This window comes from Arthrobacter sp. 05L44, assembly GCF_056397605.1.
Genome location: NZ_JBFTNS010000006.1, coordinates 51,439 through 68,117, shown reverse-complemented (window position 1 = coordinate 68,117; position 16,679 = coordinate 51,439). Strand labels below are relative to the sequence as shown.

At 63.8% G+C, this 16,679-nt stretch carries 15 protein-coding genes; 7 read left to right on the top strand and 8 right to left on the bottom strand.

The annotated features are described in order from the left end of the window. Window positions 1-60 precede the first annotated feature (60 nt). The 8 genes from AC1DHY_RS12680 to dnaA all read right to left on the bottom strand — a co-directional run bounded on the left by AC1DHY_RS12680 (window position 61) and on the right by dnaA (window position 11,765). Window positions 61-675: a DUF3566 domain-containing protein gene (locus tag AC1DHY_RS12680; RefSeq protein WP_476879877.1), complete on the bottom strand. Its 615-nt coding sequence runs from the start codon at window positions 673-675 to the stop codon at window positions 61-63. Beyond that, window positions 672-3,380, bottom strand: coding sequence for a DNA gyrase subunit A (gene gyrA / locus AC1DHY_RS12675; protein ID WP_476903717.1), 2,709 nt, complete (start codon window positions 3,378-3,380; stop codon window positions 672-674). The genes AC1DHY_RS12680 and gyrA overlap by 4 nt, the downstream gene beginning before the upstream one ends. Before the next feature lie 58 nt (window positions 3,381-3,438). After that, a complete protein-coding gene (gene gyrB, locus AC1DHY_RS12670) occupies window positions 3,439-5,523 on the bottom strand; it encodes a DNA topoisomerase (ATP-hydrolyzing) subunit B (protein ID WP_476879879.1) in 2,085 nt (694 codons plus the stop codon). Window positions 5,524-5,918: 395 nt separating this feature from the next. Then, window positions 5,919-6,473, bottom strand: a complete 555-nt coding sequence (locus tag AC1DHY_RS12665; protein ID WP_476880327.1) for a DciA family protein — start codon at window positions 6,471-6,473, stop codon at window positions 5,919-5,921. Next, window positions 6,470-7,672, bottom strand: coding sequence for a DNA replication/repair protein RecF (gene recF, locus AC1DHY_RS12660; protein WP_476880326.1), 1,203 nt, complete (start codon window positions 7,670-7,672; stop codon window positions 6,470-6,472). The genes AC1DHY_RS12665 and recF overlap by 4 nt, the downstream gene beginning before the upstream one ends. A 22-nt stretch (window positions 7,673-7,694) precedes the next feature. Continuing rightward, window positions 7,695-8,624 (bottom strand): phosphogluconate dehydrogenase (NAD(+)-dependent, decarboxylating), encoded by a 930-nt coding sequence (gene gnd / locus AC1DHY_RS12655; protein ID WP_476880328.1) that lies wholly within the window; start codon window positions 8,622-8,624, stop codon window positions 7,695-7,697. A gap of 6 nt (window positions 8,625-8,630) precedes the next feature. Then, complete coding sequence (dnaN, locus tag AC1DHY_RS12650; protein WP_476880325.1) at window positions 8,631-9,755, bottom strand: DNA polymerase III subunit beta; 1,125 nt, start codon at window positions 9,753-9,755, stop codon at window positions 8,631-8,633. A gap of 588 nt (window positions 9,756-10,343) precedes the next feature. Further along, entirely contained in the window at window positions 10,344-11,765 is a 1,422-nt protein-coding gene (dnaA, locus tag AC1DHY_RS12645) for a chromosomal replication initiator protein DnaA (RefSeq protein ID WP_476903716.1), read from the bottom strand. A gap of 467 nt (window positions 11,766-12,232) precedes the next feature. On the opposite strand from dnaA, the gene rpmH reads away from it, so the two are divergent. From rpmH to AC1DHY_RS12610, 7 genes are all read left to right on the top strand, one after another. Continuing rightward, a complete protein-coding gene (rpmH, locus tag AC1DHY_RS12640) occupies window positions 12,233-12,370 on the top strand; it encodes a 50S ribosomal protein L34 (protein WP_003800212.1) in 138 nt (45 codons plus the stop codon). Window positions 12,371-12,411: 41 nt separating this feature from the next. Further along, complete coding sequence (rnpA, locus tag AC1DHY_RS12635; RefSeq protein WP_476903715.1) at window positions 12,412-12,822, top strand: ribonuclease P protein component; 411 nt, start codon at window positions 12,412-12,414, stop codon at window positions 12,820-12,822. Beyond that, a complete protein-coding gene (gene yidD / locus AC1DHY_RS12630) occupies window positions 12,815-13,222 on the top strand; it encodes a membrane protein insertion efficiency factor YidD (protein WP_476880262.1) in 408 nt (135 codons plus the stop codon). The genes rnpA and yidD overlap by 8 nt, the downstream gene beginning before the upstream one ends. 16 nt (window positions 13,223-13,238) lie before the next feature. Beyond that, window positions 13,239-14,210, top strand: a complete 972-nt coding sequence (yidC, locus tag AC1DHY_RS12625; protein WP_476903714.1) for a membrane protein insertase YidC — start codon at window positions 13,239-13,241, stop codon at window positions 14,208-14,210. Continuing rightward, on the top strand, window positions 14,210-14,803 hold the full coding sequence (locus AC1DHY_RS12620; protein WP_476880264.1) for a Jag family protein: 594 nt from the start codon (window positions 14,210-14,212) through the stop codon (window positions 14,801-14,803). The genes yidC and AC1DHY_RS12620 overlap by 1 nt, the downstream gene beginning before the upstream one ends. A 16-nt stretch (window positions 14,804-14,819) precedes the next feature. Beyond that, window positions 14,820-15,470 carry a 16S rRNA (guanine(527)-N(7))-methyltransferase RsmG gene (gene rsmG, locus AC1DHY_RS12615; protein WP_476880265.1) on the top strand — a complete coding sequence of 217 codons (651 nt, stop codon included), beginning with the start codon at window positions 14,820-14,822 and terminating at the stop codon, window positions 15,468-15,470. An 85-nt stretch (window positions 15,471-15,555) separates the two neighbouring features. Further along, the gene (locus AC1DHY_RS12610; RefSeq protein ID WP_476903713.1) at window positions 15,556-16,623 is read left to right on the top strand and encodes a ParA family protein; all 1,068 of its coding nucleotides are present in this window, start codon (window positions 15,556-15,558) and stop codon (window positions 16,621-16,623) included. Window positions 16,624-16,679: the final 56 nt, after the last annotated feature.

Sequence of the window (16,679 nt, the reverse complement as noted above, 5' to 3'; positions counted from 1 at the left end):
TCCCGGCCCGATCTCAAATCGAGGCATTTCCCCGGGGTTTGGCCGGGAAAAGTACGGGTTTTAGTCGTCCGTGAGGGTGACGCCGATGCCGCCCACCAGGGTGGCAGCGATGTTGTACAGGACCGCCGAGAGCATCGACAGGGCTGTCAGCAGCACCACGTTGATCACGGCAATAATCACCGCGAAGGAGGCGACCTGGCCCAGCGACGCGACCTTCTTCAGCTCGAAGCCGCCGCTCTCGGTGCCGGCAAGGGTGCCGAGCAGGCCGTCCACCTGGTCGAAGATGCCCGTGAGGTCCAGGACGGTCCACAGCACGATGGCCGCCACCACGGTCACGATACCCAGCGCCACCGAGAGCAGGAAGGCCATCTTCAGGACGGACCAGGGGTCCACCTTGCTGACCAGGAGGCGTGCGCGGCGGACCTTGGCCTTCGGTGCCGGCTTGACCAGGCTCGGGGCGCCGGGGGCGCCCTGCGCTGGACGCTGGCCCTGGGCGGGCGGGCGCTGGCCCGCAGATACCGGACGCTGGCCCGGAGCGGCCGGGCGTGCACCGGAGCCGGCGACGTTCGGCCGCTGCTGCGGACGCGACGGCGCGTTCACCCGCGGGGCGGCAGAGGGCTGCCGTGTTCCGGCGGGGCCACTGCTGGACTTGGGATATGAGTCGGAATTACTCACGCGTTACCTCCGGTGTTGTCTTCGTCCAGTTCGGCATGGCCTGATGACTCATCTGACTCCGGGGCCGGTACTGATTCTGTCGCTACGGACCCCTCGTGTGATCCGTTATCTGCAGCCAACGTTACGTCATCCTGCCCCGCAGCCGGACTTTCGTCCGCGGTTTCGGCATCGGTTTCGTCCGTCTCGAGGCCGCGTTCGCTGTTCCGGGCCACTGCGATGATGCGGTCATTCTTGTCCGGCTTGGCAAAAATCACGCCCATGGTGTCGCGGCCCTTGGCAGGCACCCCGGTCACCGAGGAACGCACCACCTTGCCGCCTTCCATGACCACCAGGACTTCATCTTCTTCCTGGACAATCAGGGCACCAACGAGGTGTCCGCGCTCTTCCTGGTACTTCCCGACCTTGATGCCGAGGCCGCCACGGCCCTGGAGGCGGTATTCCTCCACGGCGGTCCGCTTGGCGAACCCGCCTTCGGTGACGATGAAGACGAAGGAACCGTCCTGCACGACGTCGGCCGCCAGCAGTTCATCGTCCTCGCGGAACTTCATGCCGGTAACACCGGAAGTGGCCCGACCCATCGGGCGCAGCGCATCGTCCGTGGCGGTGAAGCGGATGGACTGTCCCTTGCGGGAAACCAGCATAAGATCGTCGGTTTCGGAGACCAGCTGGGCGGAGACCAGCTCGTCCTCATCGCGCAGGTTGATGGCAATGACGCCGGCGGACCGGTTGGTGTCGTAGTCCTCCAGCCGGGTCTTCTTGACCAGGCCGCGTTTGGTGGCGAGGACCAGGTACGGCGCGTGCTGGTAGTCGCGCAGGTCCAGCACCTGGGCAATGTGCTCGTCGGGCTGGAAGGCGAGCAGGTTTGCCACGTGCTGGCCCTTGGCGTCCCGCGCTGCTTCCACAAGCTCGTACGCCTTGGCGCGGTAGACCCGGCCAAGGTTGGTGAAGAACAGGAGCCAGTGGTGGGTGGTGGTCACAAAGAAGTGCTCCACGACGTCGTCGCCGCGCAACTGCGCACCCTTGATGCCCTTGCCGCCGCGCTGCTGTGAGCGGTAGTTGTCGCTGCGGGTCCGCTTGACGTAGCCGCCGCGGGTGATGGTGACAACCATTTCCTCTTCGGGGATCAGGTCCTCAATGGACATGTCGCCGTCGAAGCCCATCAGCACCTTGGTGCGGCGGTCATCGCCGTGCTTGGCGACGATCTCGCCGAGCTCGGTGCTGATGATCTCGCGCTGGCGTGCCTCGGAGGCCAGGATGGCGTTGTACTCGGTGATCAGGGCTTCGAGCTCGGCATGCTTGTCCTGGATCTTCTGGCGTTCCAGAGCGGCGAGCCGGCGCAGCTGCATGTCCAGGATCGCGATGGCCTGAACCTCGTCGATCTCGAGGAGCTCCATGAGCCCGTCGCGGGCAGCCTGGGTGGTGTTGGAGGCGCGGATCAGGGCGATGACCTCATCGAGCGCGTCCAGCGCCTTGAGGAGTGCCCGCAGGATGTGCGCTTCCTCCTCGGCCTTCCGCAGCCGGTACCGGGTACGGCGGGCAATAACGTCCATCTGGTGCGTGACCCAGTGCCGGATGAACGCGTCGAGGCTCAGCGTGCGTGGCACGCCGTCGACGATCGCCAGCATGTTGGCGGCGAAGTTGTCCTGCAGCTGGGTGTGCTTGTAGAGGTTGTTCAGCACCACCTTGGCCACGGCGTCGCGCTTGAGCACGATCACCAGGCGCTGGCCGGTGCGGCCCGAGGTCTCGTCGCGGAGGTCGGCGATGCCCGAGATCTTGCCGTCCTTGACCAGTTCGGCGATCTTGATGGCCAGGTTGTCCGGGTTGGCCTGGTAGGGCAGCTCGGTGACCACCAGGCACGTGCGGCCCTGGAGTTCCTCAACGTTGACCACAGCGCGCATCGTGATGGAGCCACGGCCGGTCCGGTAGGCATCCTCGATGCCCTTGTGGCCCAGGATGGTGGCGCCGGTCGGGAAGTCGGGTCCCTTGATGCGCTGGATGAGTTCCTCGAGGAGTTCCTCGCGGGTGGCGGTCGGGTTGGCCAGGTACCACTGCACACCGTCCGCAACCTCGCGGAGGTTGTGCGGCGGGATGTTGGTGGCCATGCCGACGGCGATGCCGGAAGAACCATTCACCAGGAGGTTCGGGAACCGCGCCGGCAGGATGGTGGGTTCCTGGTTCTTGCCGTCGTAGTTGTCCTGGAAATCGACGGTTTCCTCGTCGATGTCCCGGACCATTTCCATGGCCAGCGGGGCCATTTTCGTTTCGGTGTACCGCGGGGCGGCGGCGCCGTCGTTGCCGGGCGAGCCGAAGTTGCCCTGGCCGAGCGCCAGCGGGTAGCGCATGGTCCAGTCCTGGATCAGGCGGACCAGGGCGTCGTAGATCGCGGTGTCGCCGTGGGGGTGGTACTGGCCCATGACCTCGCCGACGACGCGTGCGCACTTGTTGAAGGAGCGCTCGGGACGGTAGCCGCCGTCGAACATCGCGTAGAGCACGCGGCGGTGGACGGGCTTGAGTCCGTCGCGGACGTCCGGCAGGGCACGTCCGACGATGACTGCCATGGCGTAGTCCAGGTAGGACCGCTGCATTTCGGTCTGCAGGTCCACCTGCTCGACGCGGTCGGTCAGCACATCGGTGTCAAGAACGTTGCCTTCGAGTACGGGCTCCGCGCCTGATTCGGCGGGGACCTCGGGGGTTTCGTCACTCATAGTCTATATTTTCCGTTTCAGGTATATATCGGTTCTGGAATATGCACGGCCGTAGCCGCTAAATATCGAGGAACCGAACGTCCTTGGCGTTCTGCTGAATGAAGTTTCGGCGGGATTCAACGTCTTCGCCCATCAGGACGGAGAAGGTCTGGTCCGCCGCGAGGGCGTCGTCCATGGTGACCTGCAGGAGGGTCCGGTGGTCCGGGTCCATGGTGGTGTCCCAGAGTTCCGTGTAGTCCATCTCGCCGAGGCCCTTGTAGCGCTGGATGCCGTTGTCCTTGGGGATACGGCGGCCGGCGGCCTGGCCGGAGACGAGTTTCGCGTCGCGTTCCCGGTCGCTGTAGACGTAGTCGTGCGGTGCGTTCGACCACTTGATCCGGTACAGGGGCGGCTGCGCAAGGTACACGTAACCGTTTTCAATCAGCGGGCGCATGTAGCGGAACAGGAGCGTCATAAGCAGGGTGGTGATGTGCTGGCCGTCGACGTCGGCGTCGGCCATCAAGACGATCTTGTGGTAGCGCAGCTTGGCGAGGTCGAAGTCCTCGCCGATGCCGGTGCCGAAGGCCGTGATCATGGACTGGACCTCGGCGTTGCCCAGGGCTTTGTCCAGCCGGGCCCGCTCGACATTCAGGATCTTGCCGCGCAGCGGGAGGATCGCCTGGGTTTCGGGATTGCGGCCGCGCTTCGCGGAACCACCGGCCGAGTCACCCTCCACGAGGTAGACCTCGCACTTCTGCGGGTCCTTGGAGGAGCAGTCGGAAAGCTTTCCGGGCATACCGAACGATTCCAGCGGGCTCTTGCGGCGGGCGTTGTCCCGGGCTTTGCGGGCGGCCATGCGGGCCTGGGCTGCGGAAATGGCCTTCCGGATCACGTCGCGGGCAGGCCCCGGGTTGCGTTCCAGCCAGTCGCCCAGCCCGTCGGTGACTACGCGCTGGACGAAGCCCTTGACCTCGGAGTTACCAAGCTTGGTCTTGGTCTGGCCCTCGAACTGCGGTTCGGACAGCTTGACCGAGATGACGGCCGTCAGGCCCTCGCGGATGTCGTCACCGGTGAGGTTGTCATCCTTTTCCTTGATGATGCTCTTCTCCCGCGCGTAGCGGTTGATGAGCGAGGTCATCGCGGCCCGGAAGCCCTCTTCGTGGGTGCCGCCCTCGTGGGTGTTGATGGTGTTGGCGTAGGTGTGGACGCTTTCGGAGTACGCGTTGGTCCACTGCATCGCCATTTCCAGCGCAATGTGCCGTTCCGTGTCCTCGGTTTCGAAGGCAATGACGTCCTCGTGGACAACGTCCACCTTCTTGCCGGAGTTCAGGTGCTTGACGTAGTCCAGCAGGCCGTCGTCGTACTGGTAGACCACGGTGTGGAATTCAGCGGGGACTTCGCCTTCGGTCTCGACGACGTCGAGATCCAGGTCATCGTCTTCGGCGGGCTCTGAAGCCGCCTGGCGTTCGTCGGTCAGCGTAATGCGCAGGCCCTTGTTCAGGAACGCCATCTGCTGGAAGCGCGCGCGCAGCGTCTCGAAGTCGAAGTCGGTGGTCTCGAAGATGCTGGCGTCCGGGTAGAACGTCTGGGTGGTGCCGGTTTCGGAAGTCTCTTCACCTTGGACCAGGCTGCCCTGGGGCTTGCCGCCGTCGGCGAAGGACATCCGCCAGACGTGGCCTTGCCGGCGGACCTCGGTTTCCACGCGGCTGGAGAGGGCGTTGACAACGGAGATGCCGACGCCGTGCAGGCCGCCGGAGACCGCGTACCCGCCGCCGCCGAACTTTCCACCCGCGTGCAGGATGGTCATGACCACTTCCACCGTCGGTTTGTGCTCGGTGGGGTGCATGTCCACGGGGATGCCGCGGCCGTTGTCCACGACCTTGACGCCGCCGTCGGCCTGCAGAACGATCTCGATGTGCGTGCAGTAGCCGGCCAGCGCCTCATCGACGGAGTTATCCACCACTTCGTAGACCAGGTGGTGCAGGCCGCGGGGACCCGTGGAGCCGATGTACATACCCGGGCGTTTGCGGACGGCTTCGAGGCCCTCGAGCACCGTGATGTCGCTGGCACCATATTCGCGGGGTTTCACTGCCTCCCCGGCTGTTTCCACCGCCGCACCTTCGGCTGGATCCGCTGCCGGGAAATCATTACTGTCGTTAGCCACAGGCGCTTTCGACTCCTCTATGTTCGTTGAAGGCCGGCCGTCCCGTTCCCGAAGGAACGTGGCCGCCAACAGGCACGTCGCTGCACCCCGGCTGCTGTCCCCGGCCGAGTCCGTCCGCACACAGAAAATGCGTCGGAAACGAACTCAGTCGACGTTTCACCGGCGCCCAGTTATCTACCATGATTCTACCGTGTTATAGGACGGAAACCCGCATTCTGGAGGCCCAAACGGCGGTCTAAATGCCGCTGAGAGGCCGCTCGTTCCCCCTGCACGCGCCCAGGGGTACTCCTGCTGGGTGCCTATACGAGTCCGGGGCCTTAAAGCGCCCTACACGGCGTTAGGGCATTTTTCAATAGTTTTGGAAGAAGTGCTTCATACCCGGAGGCCGGACGTGGTTATCCGTAGGTGTCGCGCGGGCCGCGGCCGTTGACGGTGCGGGCACCTTTTCGCCAGCTGGGGGCCGCCGGGCCGAGCACTTGGATGCTGGTCACCACGCCCTCGCCCAGTTCCAGGCGGAACTTTTCCAGCAGGCTCAGGCTCAGGAGCCGAAGCTGCGTGGCCCAGGCCGTGGAATCGCAGCGGACGTGCAGTGTGGTGTCTGTAAAGCTCTCGGGGATGCAGTGGGCTGAAATTTCGGGCCCCACCAGGGCCGGCCACTGGGCCATTACCGATCCCACGGCCACGGGCGATGACCAGCCGCGCTCGGCGACGAGCCGTCCCACGACCTTCCCGAGTCCCAGGGGATCCCGTCCGGTGCCGTGGAACTGGCTGAATCCGCGGGTGCCGCCGCGTGCGGGTTTTTGGGTGGTTCCCGGCCGCGGGGGCGCTTTCCGGCGGATTTCGCCGCGGGCTGCCGCAGCGTCCCGCATGCGGTTCAGAGCCGATTGGGCAGCATCAATCTCGTCAGGATCCCGGCCCGGCTGCAGGCCGCCGTCGGTGCCCTTATTCATTGGTTGTCCGGCTCATCGATTCCTCCGGGAATGACCTTGACCCGCCGCCCGGCCAGTTCCGCCGGGATGTCGTCCTCGACGGCGGCGGTCACCAGGACCTGTTCCGCGCCGGATACTATGGCCGCCAGTTTACGCCGCCGCTGGACATCAAGCTCGGCAAAAACGTCATCGAGGATCAGGATCGGCGCGGACCCTCCGGTGCGGGCGTCGTCCAGCATGACGTAGTAGGAGGCCAGCCGAAGCGACAGACACATGGACCAGGTTTCACCATGGGAGGCATAGCCCTTGGCTGGCGCCTGCCCCAGGATCAGTTCGAGTTCGTCGCGGTGCGGGCCCACCAGGGAAATTCCGCGCTCGAGCTCCCTGCGGCGCGACGCCGCGAACGCCTTGATGTAGCGATCGGTCAACTCCTCCACGCCGAGTGTGCGGAGGTCCTCCGCCACGTCGGGCGGCTCGGTGCCCGACGCCGGACCGACGGATTCGTCGTCGTCGGACATGCCCTGGAGGGTGGAGCGGTACACCGCGCCGGCTGCCTTGGAACCGTCCGTGAGCTGGGCGTAAGCATTTTTCAGGTGTGGCTGGAGCAATTCCACCAGCTCGAGCCTGGCGTGCAGCAGTTCCGCGCCGGCCCGCGCCATGTGCTGGTCCCACACATCCAGTGTTGCTTCATGCCCTGCCGTGAATTTGCCTGCACGGCCGGATTTAAGCAACGCGTTGCGTTGTTTGAGCACCCGGTCGTAATCGCTGCGGGTGGCGGCGTGCCGCGGGACCAGGCTGACCAGCAGTTCGTCGAGGAACCTGCGCCGGTTGGACGGGTCCCCTTTGACCAGGGCCAGATCCTCAGGCGCGAAAAGGACCGTCTGGCAGATTCCCAGAATGTCCCGGGCGCGCACCGGGTTGCTGCGGTTGATCCGGGCCCGGTTGGCGCGTCCGCCGTTGATTTCCAGTTCCAGAACCGTGGGCTGGCCGGCGCGGACCAGCCGGGCCCGGATCATCGCCCGTTCGGTGCCGAACCGCAGCAGCGGAGCGTCGGTACTGACCCGGTGGGAGCTGAGGGTGGCGAGGTAGCCGATCGCTTCCATCAGGTTGGTCTTCCCGATGCCGTTGGAACCCACAAGGACCGTCGCACCCGGGGACAGGCTGAGGTCCACCTGGGCGTAACTGCGGAAATCCGTCAGCGAAAGGTGTTCTAGGTACACGCAGTTTTCAGGATTCCAGGGATTACTTGGCCGGGCGGGTGGCGTGCCCGCCGAATTGGTGGCGCAGGGCCGAGACCATCTTCATGGCCGGTGAGCTGTCCTCGCGGGAAGAGAAGCGCGCAAACAGGGCCGCCGTGATGGCGGGCGCCGGGACGGCGTTGGCGATAGCTTCTTCCACGGTCCAGCGGCCTTCGCCGGAGTCCTCGACATAGTCATCGATGGTTTCCAGGCCCGGATCCTCGTCCAGTGCTTTGACCATCAGGTCCAGCAGCCAGGACCGGACGACCGTGCCCTTCTGCCAGGCGCGGAAAGTGCCGGGCAGGTCGGTGACGATGTCCTTGGCGGCGAGCAGTTCGTAGCCTTCCGCGTACGCCTGCATCAGGCCATACTCGATGCCGTTGTGCACCATCTTCGCGTAGTGCCCGGCGCCGACGCCGCCCACGTGGACAAAGCTGTCAGCGCGGTCGCCCTCGGGGCGGAGCGCATCAAAGACCGGCAGGGCACGTTCGATATCTGCCGGGTCGCCGCCGGCCATCAGGCCGTAGCCGTTTTGCAGGCCCCAGACACCGCCGGAGACGCCACAGTCGGCGAAGCGGATCCCCTTGGCAGCCAGCGCGGCGCCGTGCTTCTGGTCTTCGGTGAACCGGGAGTTACCGCCGTCGATCACGAGGTCACCGGCGTCGAGCTTGTCGCCGAGCTCGGTGATGACGGCGTCGGTGATGTCACCGGAGGGCACCATGACCCAGACCAGCCGGGGCGTCGGCAGGGCGGCAATCAAGTCATCGACGGTGGCTACGTCGGTGACATCAGGATTGCGGTCGAAACCCGTGACCTGGATGCCGCCCTGGCGCAGCCGCTCGCGCATGTTTTTGCCCATTTTTCCAAGGCCGATTAGTCCGATGTGCACGGTGTGAACTCTTTTCTGCGCTGGTGGTGCGGGTAGGCGGAGGATCGCGCCTTAGTTGGGAAGGCGGACCGGCATGACCAGGTAGCGGTAGTCATCCTGGTCCTCGCCGTCGGCGTCCTGCTGGGCGGTGATCATCGCCGGTTTCGGGGCCGTGGTGAAGGAGAAACGCACGAACTTGGTCTCGATGACACTCAGGCCCTCGATCAGGTAGTGCGGATTGAACGCGACCGTGATTTCTTCTCCGGTCAGCTGCGCTTCAAGTTCTTCGGATGCCTGCGCGTCCTCGCCGGTGCCGGCGTCAAGGTGCAGCTGGCCCTCAGTGAAGGCCAGGCGCACCGGGGTGTTACGTTCAGCCACCAGCGAGACACGGCGGACGGCCTCCACCAGCTCCTGGGTCTGGACGGTGGCGTGGATCGGCGTGGAATCCGGGAACAGCGACCGGATTTTCGGGTAGTCCCCGTCCACCAGCAGCGACGTGGTGGTGCGGCCGCCGCTTTCGAAGCCGATCAGCCGGCTGTCATCGTCGGCCAGCGCGAGGTTGATATCCCCGCTGCCGCCCAAGGTCTTGGCGACCTCGTTGAGTGTCTTGGCCTTCACCAGCGCGCTGGTGGAAATCCCCGGCGTCGCCGGCTTCCACGGAACCTCGCGCATGGCGAGGCGGTAGCGGTCGGTGGCCAGCAACGTGATGAGATCGTCCTCGATCTCCATCCGGACACCGGTGAGGATCGGCAGGGTGTCGTCCTTGCTGGCGGCGATGATCACCTGGGACACGGCCTGGGCGAAGGAGTCGCCGGGCACGGTACCGCTGATCGGCGGCAGGGCCGGCAGCGGCGGGTATTCGGTCTCGGGCATGGTTGCCAGGTGGAAGCTGCTTCGCCGGCAGGTGAGGGTGACTTTGTTGCCGTCGGTCTCAATTTCCACCGGGGCGGAGGGCAGGCTGCGGCAAATGTCGGCCAGCAGGCGGCCGGAAACCAGAATGGTGCCCTCGGTGGTGATGTCGGCGGGAATTTCCAGGCGGGCCGAGGTTTCGTAGTCAAAGCTCGAAAGGCTGACAGTGCCGGCCTCGGCTTTGAGGAGCAGCCCGGAAAGCACGGGAACAGGCGGCCGCGGAGACAACGACCGGGCGGTCCAGGTCACGGCTTCGGCCAGGACGTCCCGTTCGACTCTGAACTTCACGGAAGGGTGCCGCCTTTCATTGCTGCTGACATCGCTGATAAATCACTGGGCCATTGCGGCTCCGGGCGTGGTGCCCGATCCGTCAAAAGGCAAGTGCATGCACCCCGGCCGCCCTGCCTCCGCATCCCGCTGCCGGGCTGCGAATGACAAAGAGTGTCCGGGACGGACGCACTGCAGACAGCTTAGCCCCAACATCGGAGTTCTCCCATCCCCGGGTTACACCAGTGTGGTTCCCGGCCAGGCCGGAGTGGGTTGGTTCAGGAGGGTCCGGGGTGGGGCGAGGTTGGGCGGCAAGAAACTGTTGTTTGAGGGAATTTCATTTTCTTGGGATTAGTAGTGTTAATAACTGCTGTGGAAACTGTGGATAACCTGTTCTGAGCGCTGGGATCCGCGGTTAAGCCCTGTTCATGGACTGTGGGCGGAGCAGGTTTTAAACAGGGTGTGGATGGGGACAACATTTTTGGCCGTTTCGCCGATCCACAGACGGCTTAAGGGTTTTAAGCCCATTAAGGCCGGTTGTCCCCTTAACTATCCACAGGGTTGTCCACAGCCCCCTGTTAATAAGGTAAGAGTGCGCGACGCCGAAGCTCAGGAATTGCGCTGCTGCTGCTTGATCCGGTTGGTCAGTTCCGTCACCTGGTTGTAGATCACTCGGCGCTCGGCCATCAGTTCGCGGATCTTCCGGTCTGCGTGGATCACCGTGGTGTGGTCGCGGCCGCCAAGCTCCTGGCCGATCTTCGGCAGCGACATGTCCGTGAGTTCCCGGCAGAGGTACATCGCGATCTGCCGGGCGGTCACCAGGGTCCGGGTGCGGGACTTGCTGCAGAGCTCTTCCATGCTGAGCTTGAAGTAGTCGGCCGTCTGGGTCAGGATCTGGGCCGACGTGATCTCCTGGGCGCCGTCGTCGGTGATGAGGTCCTTGAGCACCATCTCGGCGAGGGCCACGTCCACCGGCTGCCGGTTCAGGCTGGCGAAGGCCGTGACGCGAATGAGGGCTCCTTCGAGTTCGCGGATGTTGCTGGCGATCTTCGACGCGATGTACTCCAGGGCGTCGTCGGGGGCCGAGAGCCCTTCGCTGAGGGCCTTCTTGCGGAGGATCGCGATACGGGTTTCCAGTTCCGGGGGCTGGATGTCGGTCAGCAGGCCCCATTCGAAGCGGGATTTCATGCGGTCCTCGAAGCCTGCGAGCAGCTTGGGGGGCTGATCCGAGGTGATGACAACCTGCTTGTTGTTGTTGTGCAGGGCGTTGAAGGTGTGGAAGAACTCCTCCAGGGTCCGGTCCTTGCCGGCAAGGAACTGGATGTCGTCGATGAGCAGGACATCCACGTTGCGGTAGGTCGTTTTGAAGCTGGTGCCCTCGTCATCACGGATCGAGTTGATGAAGTCGTTGGTGAATTCCTCGGAGTTCACGTAGCGGACGCGGATGCCGCTGTAGAGCCGGCGGGCGTAGTGGCCGATCGCGTGCAGCAGGTGGGTTTTGCCCAGTCCCGAGTCGCCGTAGATGAACAGCGGGTTGTAGGCCTTGGCAGGCGCTTCGGCGACGGCGACGGCGGCCGCGTGTGCGAAACGGTTGGAGGACCCGATCACGAAGGTGTCGAAGACGTACTTCGGGTTTAGCCGGCCGAACTCGTGGGACGTGCTCGGCAGCATCGGCTGCGGCTTCAGTTCCACCAGGGGGTCGGCAGCAAGGGCAAGTTCGGCGGCAGGCTCGGGTTCAACATGCAGAGGCACCAGGTCCGTGTCCACGTCGATGGCGCAGCGGATCTCGTCGGAGAAGACGTCACGCAGGGCGTCGTCGAGGGCTTCCTTGACCTGGGTCTGGAGTACCTCGCGTGTGAGTTCGTTGGGAACGGCCACCAGCAGGGTGGAACCGATGAGGCCCTGGGCCTGGGCCAGGATCACGAAGCCGCGCTGCCGGGGCGAGACGCGGTGGTCGTTCTCCAGGAGGCTGACCACCCTGCGCCAGGAACTTCCGACGGTGTTTGCGTGGTTGGCTTCGTCTACCGTCATCAATCAGTTCCTCAAACCTTGCTTGCCTGCGTTACGTGCACCTACATGCCCCGGGCCAGGCGGCTGGCCCCGGCTTAATCCACAGGGTTGTGCACAGTCCGTGGATAATCGGCTACTCGGACACTCTAGGGGATCAAAAGACTAGAAGATAGCTGGGCTCAGGCCTGTGGATAATTACACGGGTGTGGTTCCAAAACCGGGGGCGTGACGTAGTTCATCCACAGCCCGGCCATGCGGTTAACCACAGCTGGGGACAGGCCTGCCGGTGGCCGCCGGTTTGACTCCGGGGGCGTTTTTCCCCTAACGTTGTGAAGTCCTTTGTGTCCGCTTTTCGCCTCTTAGAAGCGCTCCCCGACGCCTTGCGTCTTGCGAGCCGGGGGTAGCGGCACATACAAAACTTAGCGTCGGCCAGTTCTTCCCCTTTTTTGATCGGGTGGGCGCACCTTTGATCCACTGGAGTAACTAACGTGAGCAAGCGGACTTTTCAGCCGAATAACCGCCGTCGAGCCAAGAAGCACGGCTTCCGCCTTCGTATGCGTACCCGTGCCGGCCGCGCCATCCTGGCAGCCCGCCGTGGCAAGGGCCGCACCGAGCTGTCGGCATAAATACCTGACTCATCGGTCACCATCCCTATGCGAGTTGAACGGTGCTAGCCACCCGGAACCGTCTGAGGACCCCTACCGATTTTTCAACAACTGTACGTTCCGGCGTCCGCAATGGACGCCGGAACTTAGTGTTATATACGGCAGCTCTCGCTGCCAATGAGCCAAGCCGCATCGGTTTCATCGTTTCCAAGAGTGTTGGGAACGCTGTTGTCAGGAACCTCGTTAAGAGGAGACTGAGAGAAGCTGGCGCTTTGTCGCTGCAGAACTATCCCAGCGGGTTCGCTATCGTGGTCCGGGCACTGCCCGCCTCGGCAGCTGCCGGCTGGGACGCTCTGTTGGCTGACTATAACGCCGCTTTGGAAACAACCATGAAACGCTTGGGCAGCCGCTTTTCACCGGCCGCTTCTACAGTTTCTTACGAGAGAACACAGGAAGGGACCCCGCGTGCGTAACTCAACTGCCGCCGTCGTCCCTGTTCCTCGATCCCGCATCCAAACCGCGGCCCTCTGGCTGGTCAGGTCCCTGTGGAATCTACCGCGGAACATCCTGATCCTCCTGCTGATGGCCTACCGCAAGGTGGTCTCTCCGCTGTACGGACAGGTTTGCCGCTTCTTCCCCAGCTGCTCGGCCTATGCGCTTGAAGCAGTCACGGTGCACGGCGCCGTCAAGGGAAGCTGGCTTGCCGCGAAGCGCCTGGCACGATGCCACCCATGGAATTCCGGCGGAGTGGACCATGTCCCCGCCGGGCACCGGGAGTGGCCCGACGGCCACACCCCCAGAATTGTTGTGCTGAACAACCCGGACCAATACTTGGTTGTTCAGTCTGATGGAGAAGGCCGCTCGGCGGCCTGACGAGTAGGGATATCGTATGGACTTCTTTGGCACGATCATGGCCCCGTTCAAGTGGCTTGTTTCAATCATCATGATTGGATTCCACGACGGACTGAGCACCATCGGCATGCCGGCGGCGAACGGCTGGACCTGGACCCTGTCCATCATCGGGCTCGTCCTTGTGATCCGGGCCGCGTTGATCCCCGTCTTCGTCAAGCAGATCAAGGCCCAGCGTGGCATGCAGTTGCTGCAGCCGGACCTGAAGAAGCTGCAGGAGAAGTACAAGGGCAAAACGGACCAGCTGTCCCGCCAGGCCATGGCCCAGGAACAGATGGCCATGTACAAGAAGCATGGCACCAACCCCTTCTCGGCCTGCCTGCCGATGCTCATCCAGATGCCGTTCTTCTTCGCGCTGTTCCAGGTTCTTTCCGGGATTTCGGCGGCCAAGGACCAGGGTGCCGGCATTGGTGCCATGAGCCATGAGCAAGTGGTGGAATTCGATGCTTCCAGCATCTTCGGCGCCCCGTTGTCTGCGGCCCTGCTCCACGGTGGATCCGGCAACGTCGCCGTTGTGGTGCTCTCGGTCGTGATGATCCTGGCCATGACGGCCTCGCAGTTCATCACCCAGAAGCAGATCATGGCCAAGAACATGTCCGAAGAAGCCATGGCCAGCCCCTTTATGCGCCAGCAGAAGATGATGCTCTACATCCTGCCGCTCGTCTTCGGCATCGGCGGCATCAACTTCCCCATCGGTGTCCTGATCTACTGGACCACCACGAACCTGTGGACCATGGGCCAGCAGTTCTTCGTCATTCGCCGGATGCCGACGCCGGGATCCCCTGCCGCTAAGGCCCTGGCCGAACGCCGGGCCGCGAAGGGTCTGCCGTCCCTGCCCCTGATGGGTGCCAAGAAGGCCGACGCCGAAGCCGAGGCGGCTGCTGCCGCTGCCGCCGTCGCCGCCAAGAGCCAGCGCGTACAGCCCCAGCGCAAGAACAGGAAGAGGAAGTAATGTCTGCCGAGAGCACTGAACACGCTATTTCCGCCGAAACCCCTGCGCAGGATGACCTTCACGAGGTCGGTGCCGGGGAGGCCGGAACCTCCGACAACCCTGCCGCGTCAGCGAAGGGAAGCTCGGCCAGCCGCCTCGAGGAAGAGGGCGACGTCGCCGCGGATTACCTCGAAGAGCTGCTGGACATCGCTGATATCGACGGCGACATCGACATCGAGGTACGCAACGGCCGTACCTACATCTCCATCGTGGCGGAAGACGACGCCGCAGGCCTCGAGAACCTGGTTGGCCGCGACGGTGAGGTGCTTGAAGCCCTCCAGGAGCTGACCCGCCTGGCCGTCCTGTCCGCTACGGAAAACCGCTCCCGCCTGGTGCTGGACATCAACGGCTACCGTGCCGATCGTGCCGGTGATCTGCAGAAGATCGCAGAGGATGCCATCGCATCGGTCAAGGAGTCGGGCAAGGCTGTAGCACTGGCACCCATGAGTGCTTACGAGCGCAAGATTGTGCACGATGCTGTCGCCGATCTCGGGTTTGTCAGTGAATCCGAAGGCGAAGGTGCCGGCCGGCACATCGTTGTTTCCGCAGACTGATTCGCGGGACAGGTTAATGGTGGAAATTACCGCAGCCGAACTGAAGGCTGCCGAAGCAATTTTTGGTGACCGGCTGGACCTGGCCAAGCGCTATGTGGAGCATCTGGCGACGTCAGGCACCGAGCGTGGCCTGATCGGGCCCCGCGAGGTACCCCGCCTGTGGAGCCGGCACGTCCTCAACTGCGCCGTCATCGAACGTGAGATCGCGCATGGCAGCCACGTTGCCGACGTCGGCAGCGGCGCCGGGCTTCCCGGACTCTGCCTGGCAATTGCCCGCCCGGACCTGGAGCTGACACTGATCGAACCGCTCGAGCGGCGGGTCATCTGGCTCCAGGAAGTGGTGGATGACCTCGGCCTGGACAACGTCACCGTGATGCGAACCCGGGCTGAACTGGCCGTGGGCCAGGTGAGCGCCGACATCGTGACCGCACGGGCCGTTTCAGCCCTCTCAAACCTCGCCGGATTGACCATTCCCCTGCTTGGCGGGAAGGGTGAGGTAGTGGCCATCAAGGGCCGTAGCGCCGGCGAAGAAATCGAGAAAGCCGCTAAAACCATCCGGAAACTTGGCGGCGTGGAGACCTCCGTGGTGGTTGTCGGCGACGACCTTCTCGAAGAACCCACAACGGTGGTCAGAATCGTTGTAAACAAGCCTCGAAAGATTGCGTAGCACCAGCCCGGTGCCCTCGGACTCGAAGGGGAAGAGGTTAGGCTAGTAACCGGCAGCAACAGCCGAATGAGAGCGAGAGTGTCAAGTGAGCAGTAGCGAAGCCTCCACACAGCGGATTCCCCCGTTTGTGTCACTGGGGTCAGCACGGGTCCTTTCCGCGCCCGCAGTCGCTCACAATATCTCCGCCAAGCAACCCGCATCGGTTGCTGAAGTAGCCACTTCCACCGGAGTTTCACGTGAAACTTCAACGTCCTCCGGCCGCAACGTACTGGACTCCATCGACGATTCCAGCCCCATCGCCCGCGAACTCGCGCACGAAAACAAGCGTCGCGAGCGGCTCCTGGGACGCGAACTGCCCAAGCCCGAGAAGACCCGCATCTTTACCGTCTCCAACCAGAAGGGCGGCGTCGGCAAGACCACCACTACGGTGAACATTGCCGCAGCCCTGGCCGCGGCGGGCCTCAACGTACTGGTCATCGACATCGACCCACAGGGAAACGCCTCCACCGCGCTTGGCATCGAACACCACGCCGACGTTGACAGCATCTACGACGTCCTCATCAACGACGTTCCCCTGCAGGACGTCGTGGCCCCATGCCCGGACATTGCGAAGCTGATCTGCGCTCCGGCGACAATCCACCTGGCCGGGGCCGAAATTGAGCTGGTCAGCCTGGTTGCCCGCGAACAGCGCCTGCGCCGTGCCATTGACGTCTACGCCAAGGAGCGCGCCAAGAACGGCGAGGAGCGGCTGGACTACATCTTTATCGACTGCCCGCCCAGCCTGGGACTGCTAACGGTGAACGCATTCTGTGCAGCCGGCGAGGTACTCATCCCCATCCAGTGCGAGTACTACGCCCTGGAGGGCCTGAGCCAGCTCCTCAAGAACATCGAAATGATCCAGAAGCATCTCAACGCGGATCTGGTGGTATCCACCATCCTGCTGACGATGTACGACGGACGCACCAATCTCGCAGCCCAGGTGGCAGCTGAGGTCCGCGAACACTTCCCTGACCAGGTCCTTGGTGCAGTGGTCCCCCGTTCGGTCCGGATTTCCGAGGCGCCGAGCTACCAGCAGACCGTCATGACCTATGATCCTTCCTCCAGCGGCGCCCTTTCCTACCTGGAAGCCGCAGCGGAAATTGCTGAACGTTAGAATCTTCTCAACAATTGCACTAGCCAGAGCCGGGGGATGCCAGGCTCTTCCAATGG

What these genes read in the sequence shown, in the direction of transcription:
- dnaA (WP_476903716.1), bottom strand. Translation starts at nt 11,765, where the DNA reads ATGACGGTAGACGAAGCCAACCACGCAAACACCGTCGGAAGTTCCTGG.
- AC1DHY_RS12665 (WP_476880327.1), bottom strand. Translation starts at nt 6,473, where the DNA reads ATGAATAAGGGCACCGACGGCGGCCTGCAGCCGGGCCGGGATCCTGAC.
- AC1DHY_RS12620 (WP_476880264.1), top strand. Translation starts at nt 14,210, where the DNA reads ATGTCTGCCGAGAGCACTGAACACGCTATTTCCGCCGAAACCCCTGCG.
- rsmG (WP_476880265.1), top strand. Translation starts at nt 14,820, where the DNA reads ATGGTGGAAATTACCGCAGCCGAACTGAAGGCTGCCGAAGCAATTTTT.
- yidC (WP_476903714.1), top strand. Translation starts at nt 13,239, where the DNA reads ATGGACTTCTTTGGCACGATCATGGCCCCGTTCAAGTGGCTTGTTTCA.
- gyrA (WP_476903717.1), bottom strand. Translation starts at nt 3,380, where the DNA reads ATGAGTGACGAAACCCCCGAGGTCCCCGCCGAATCAGGCGCGGAGCCC.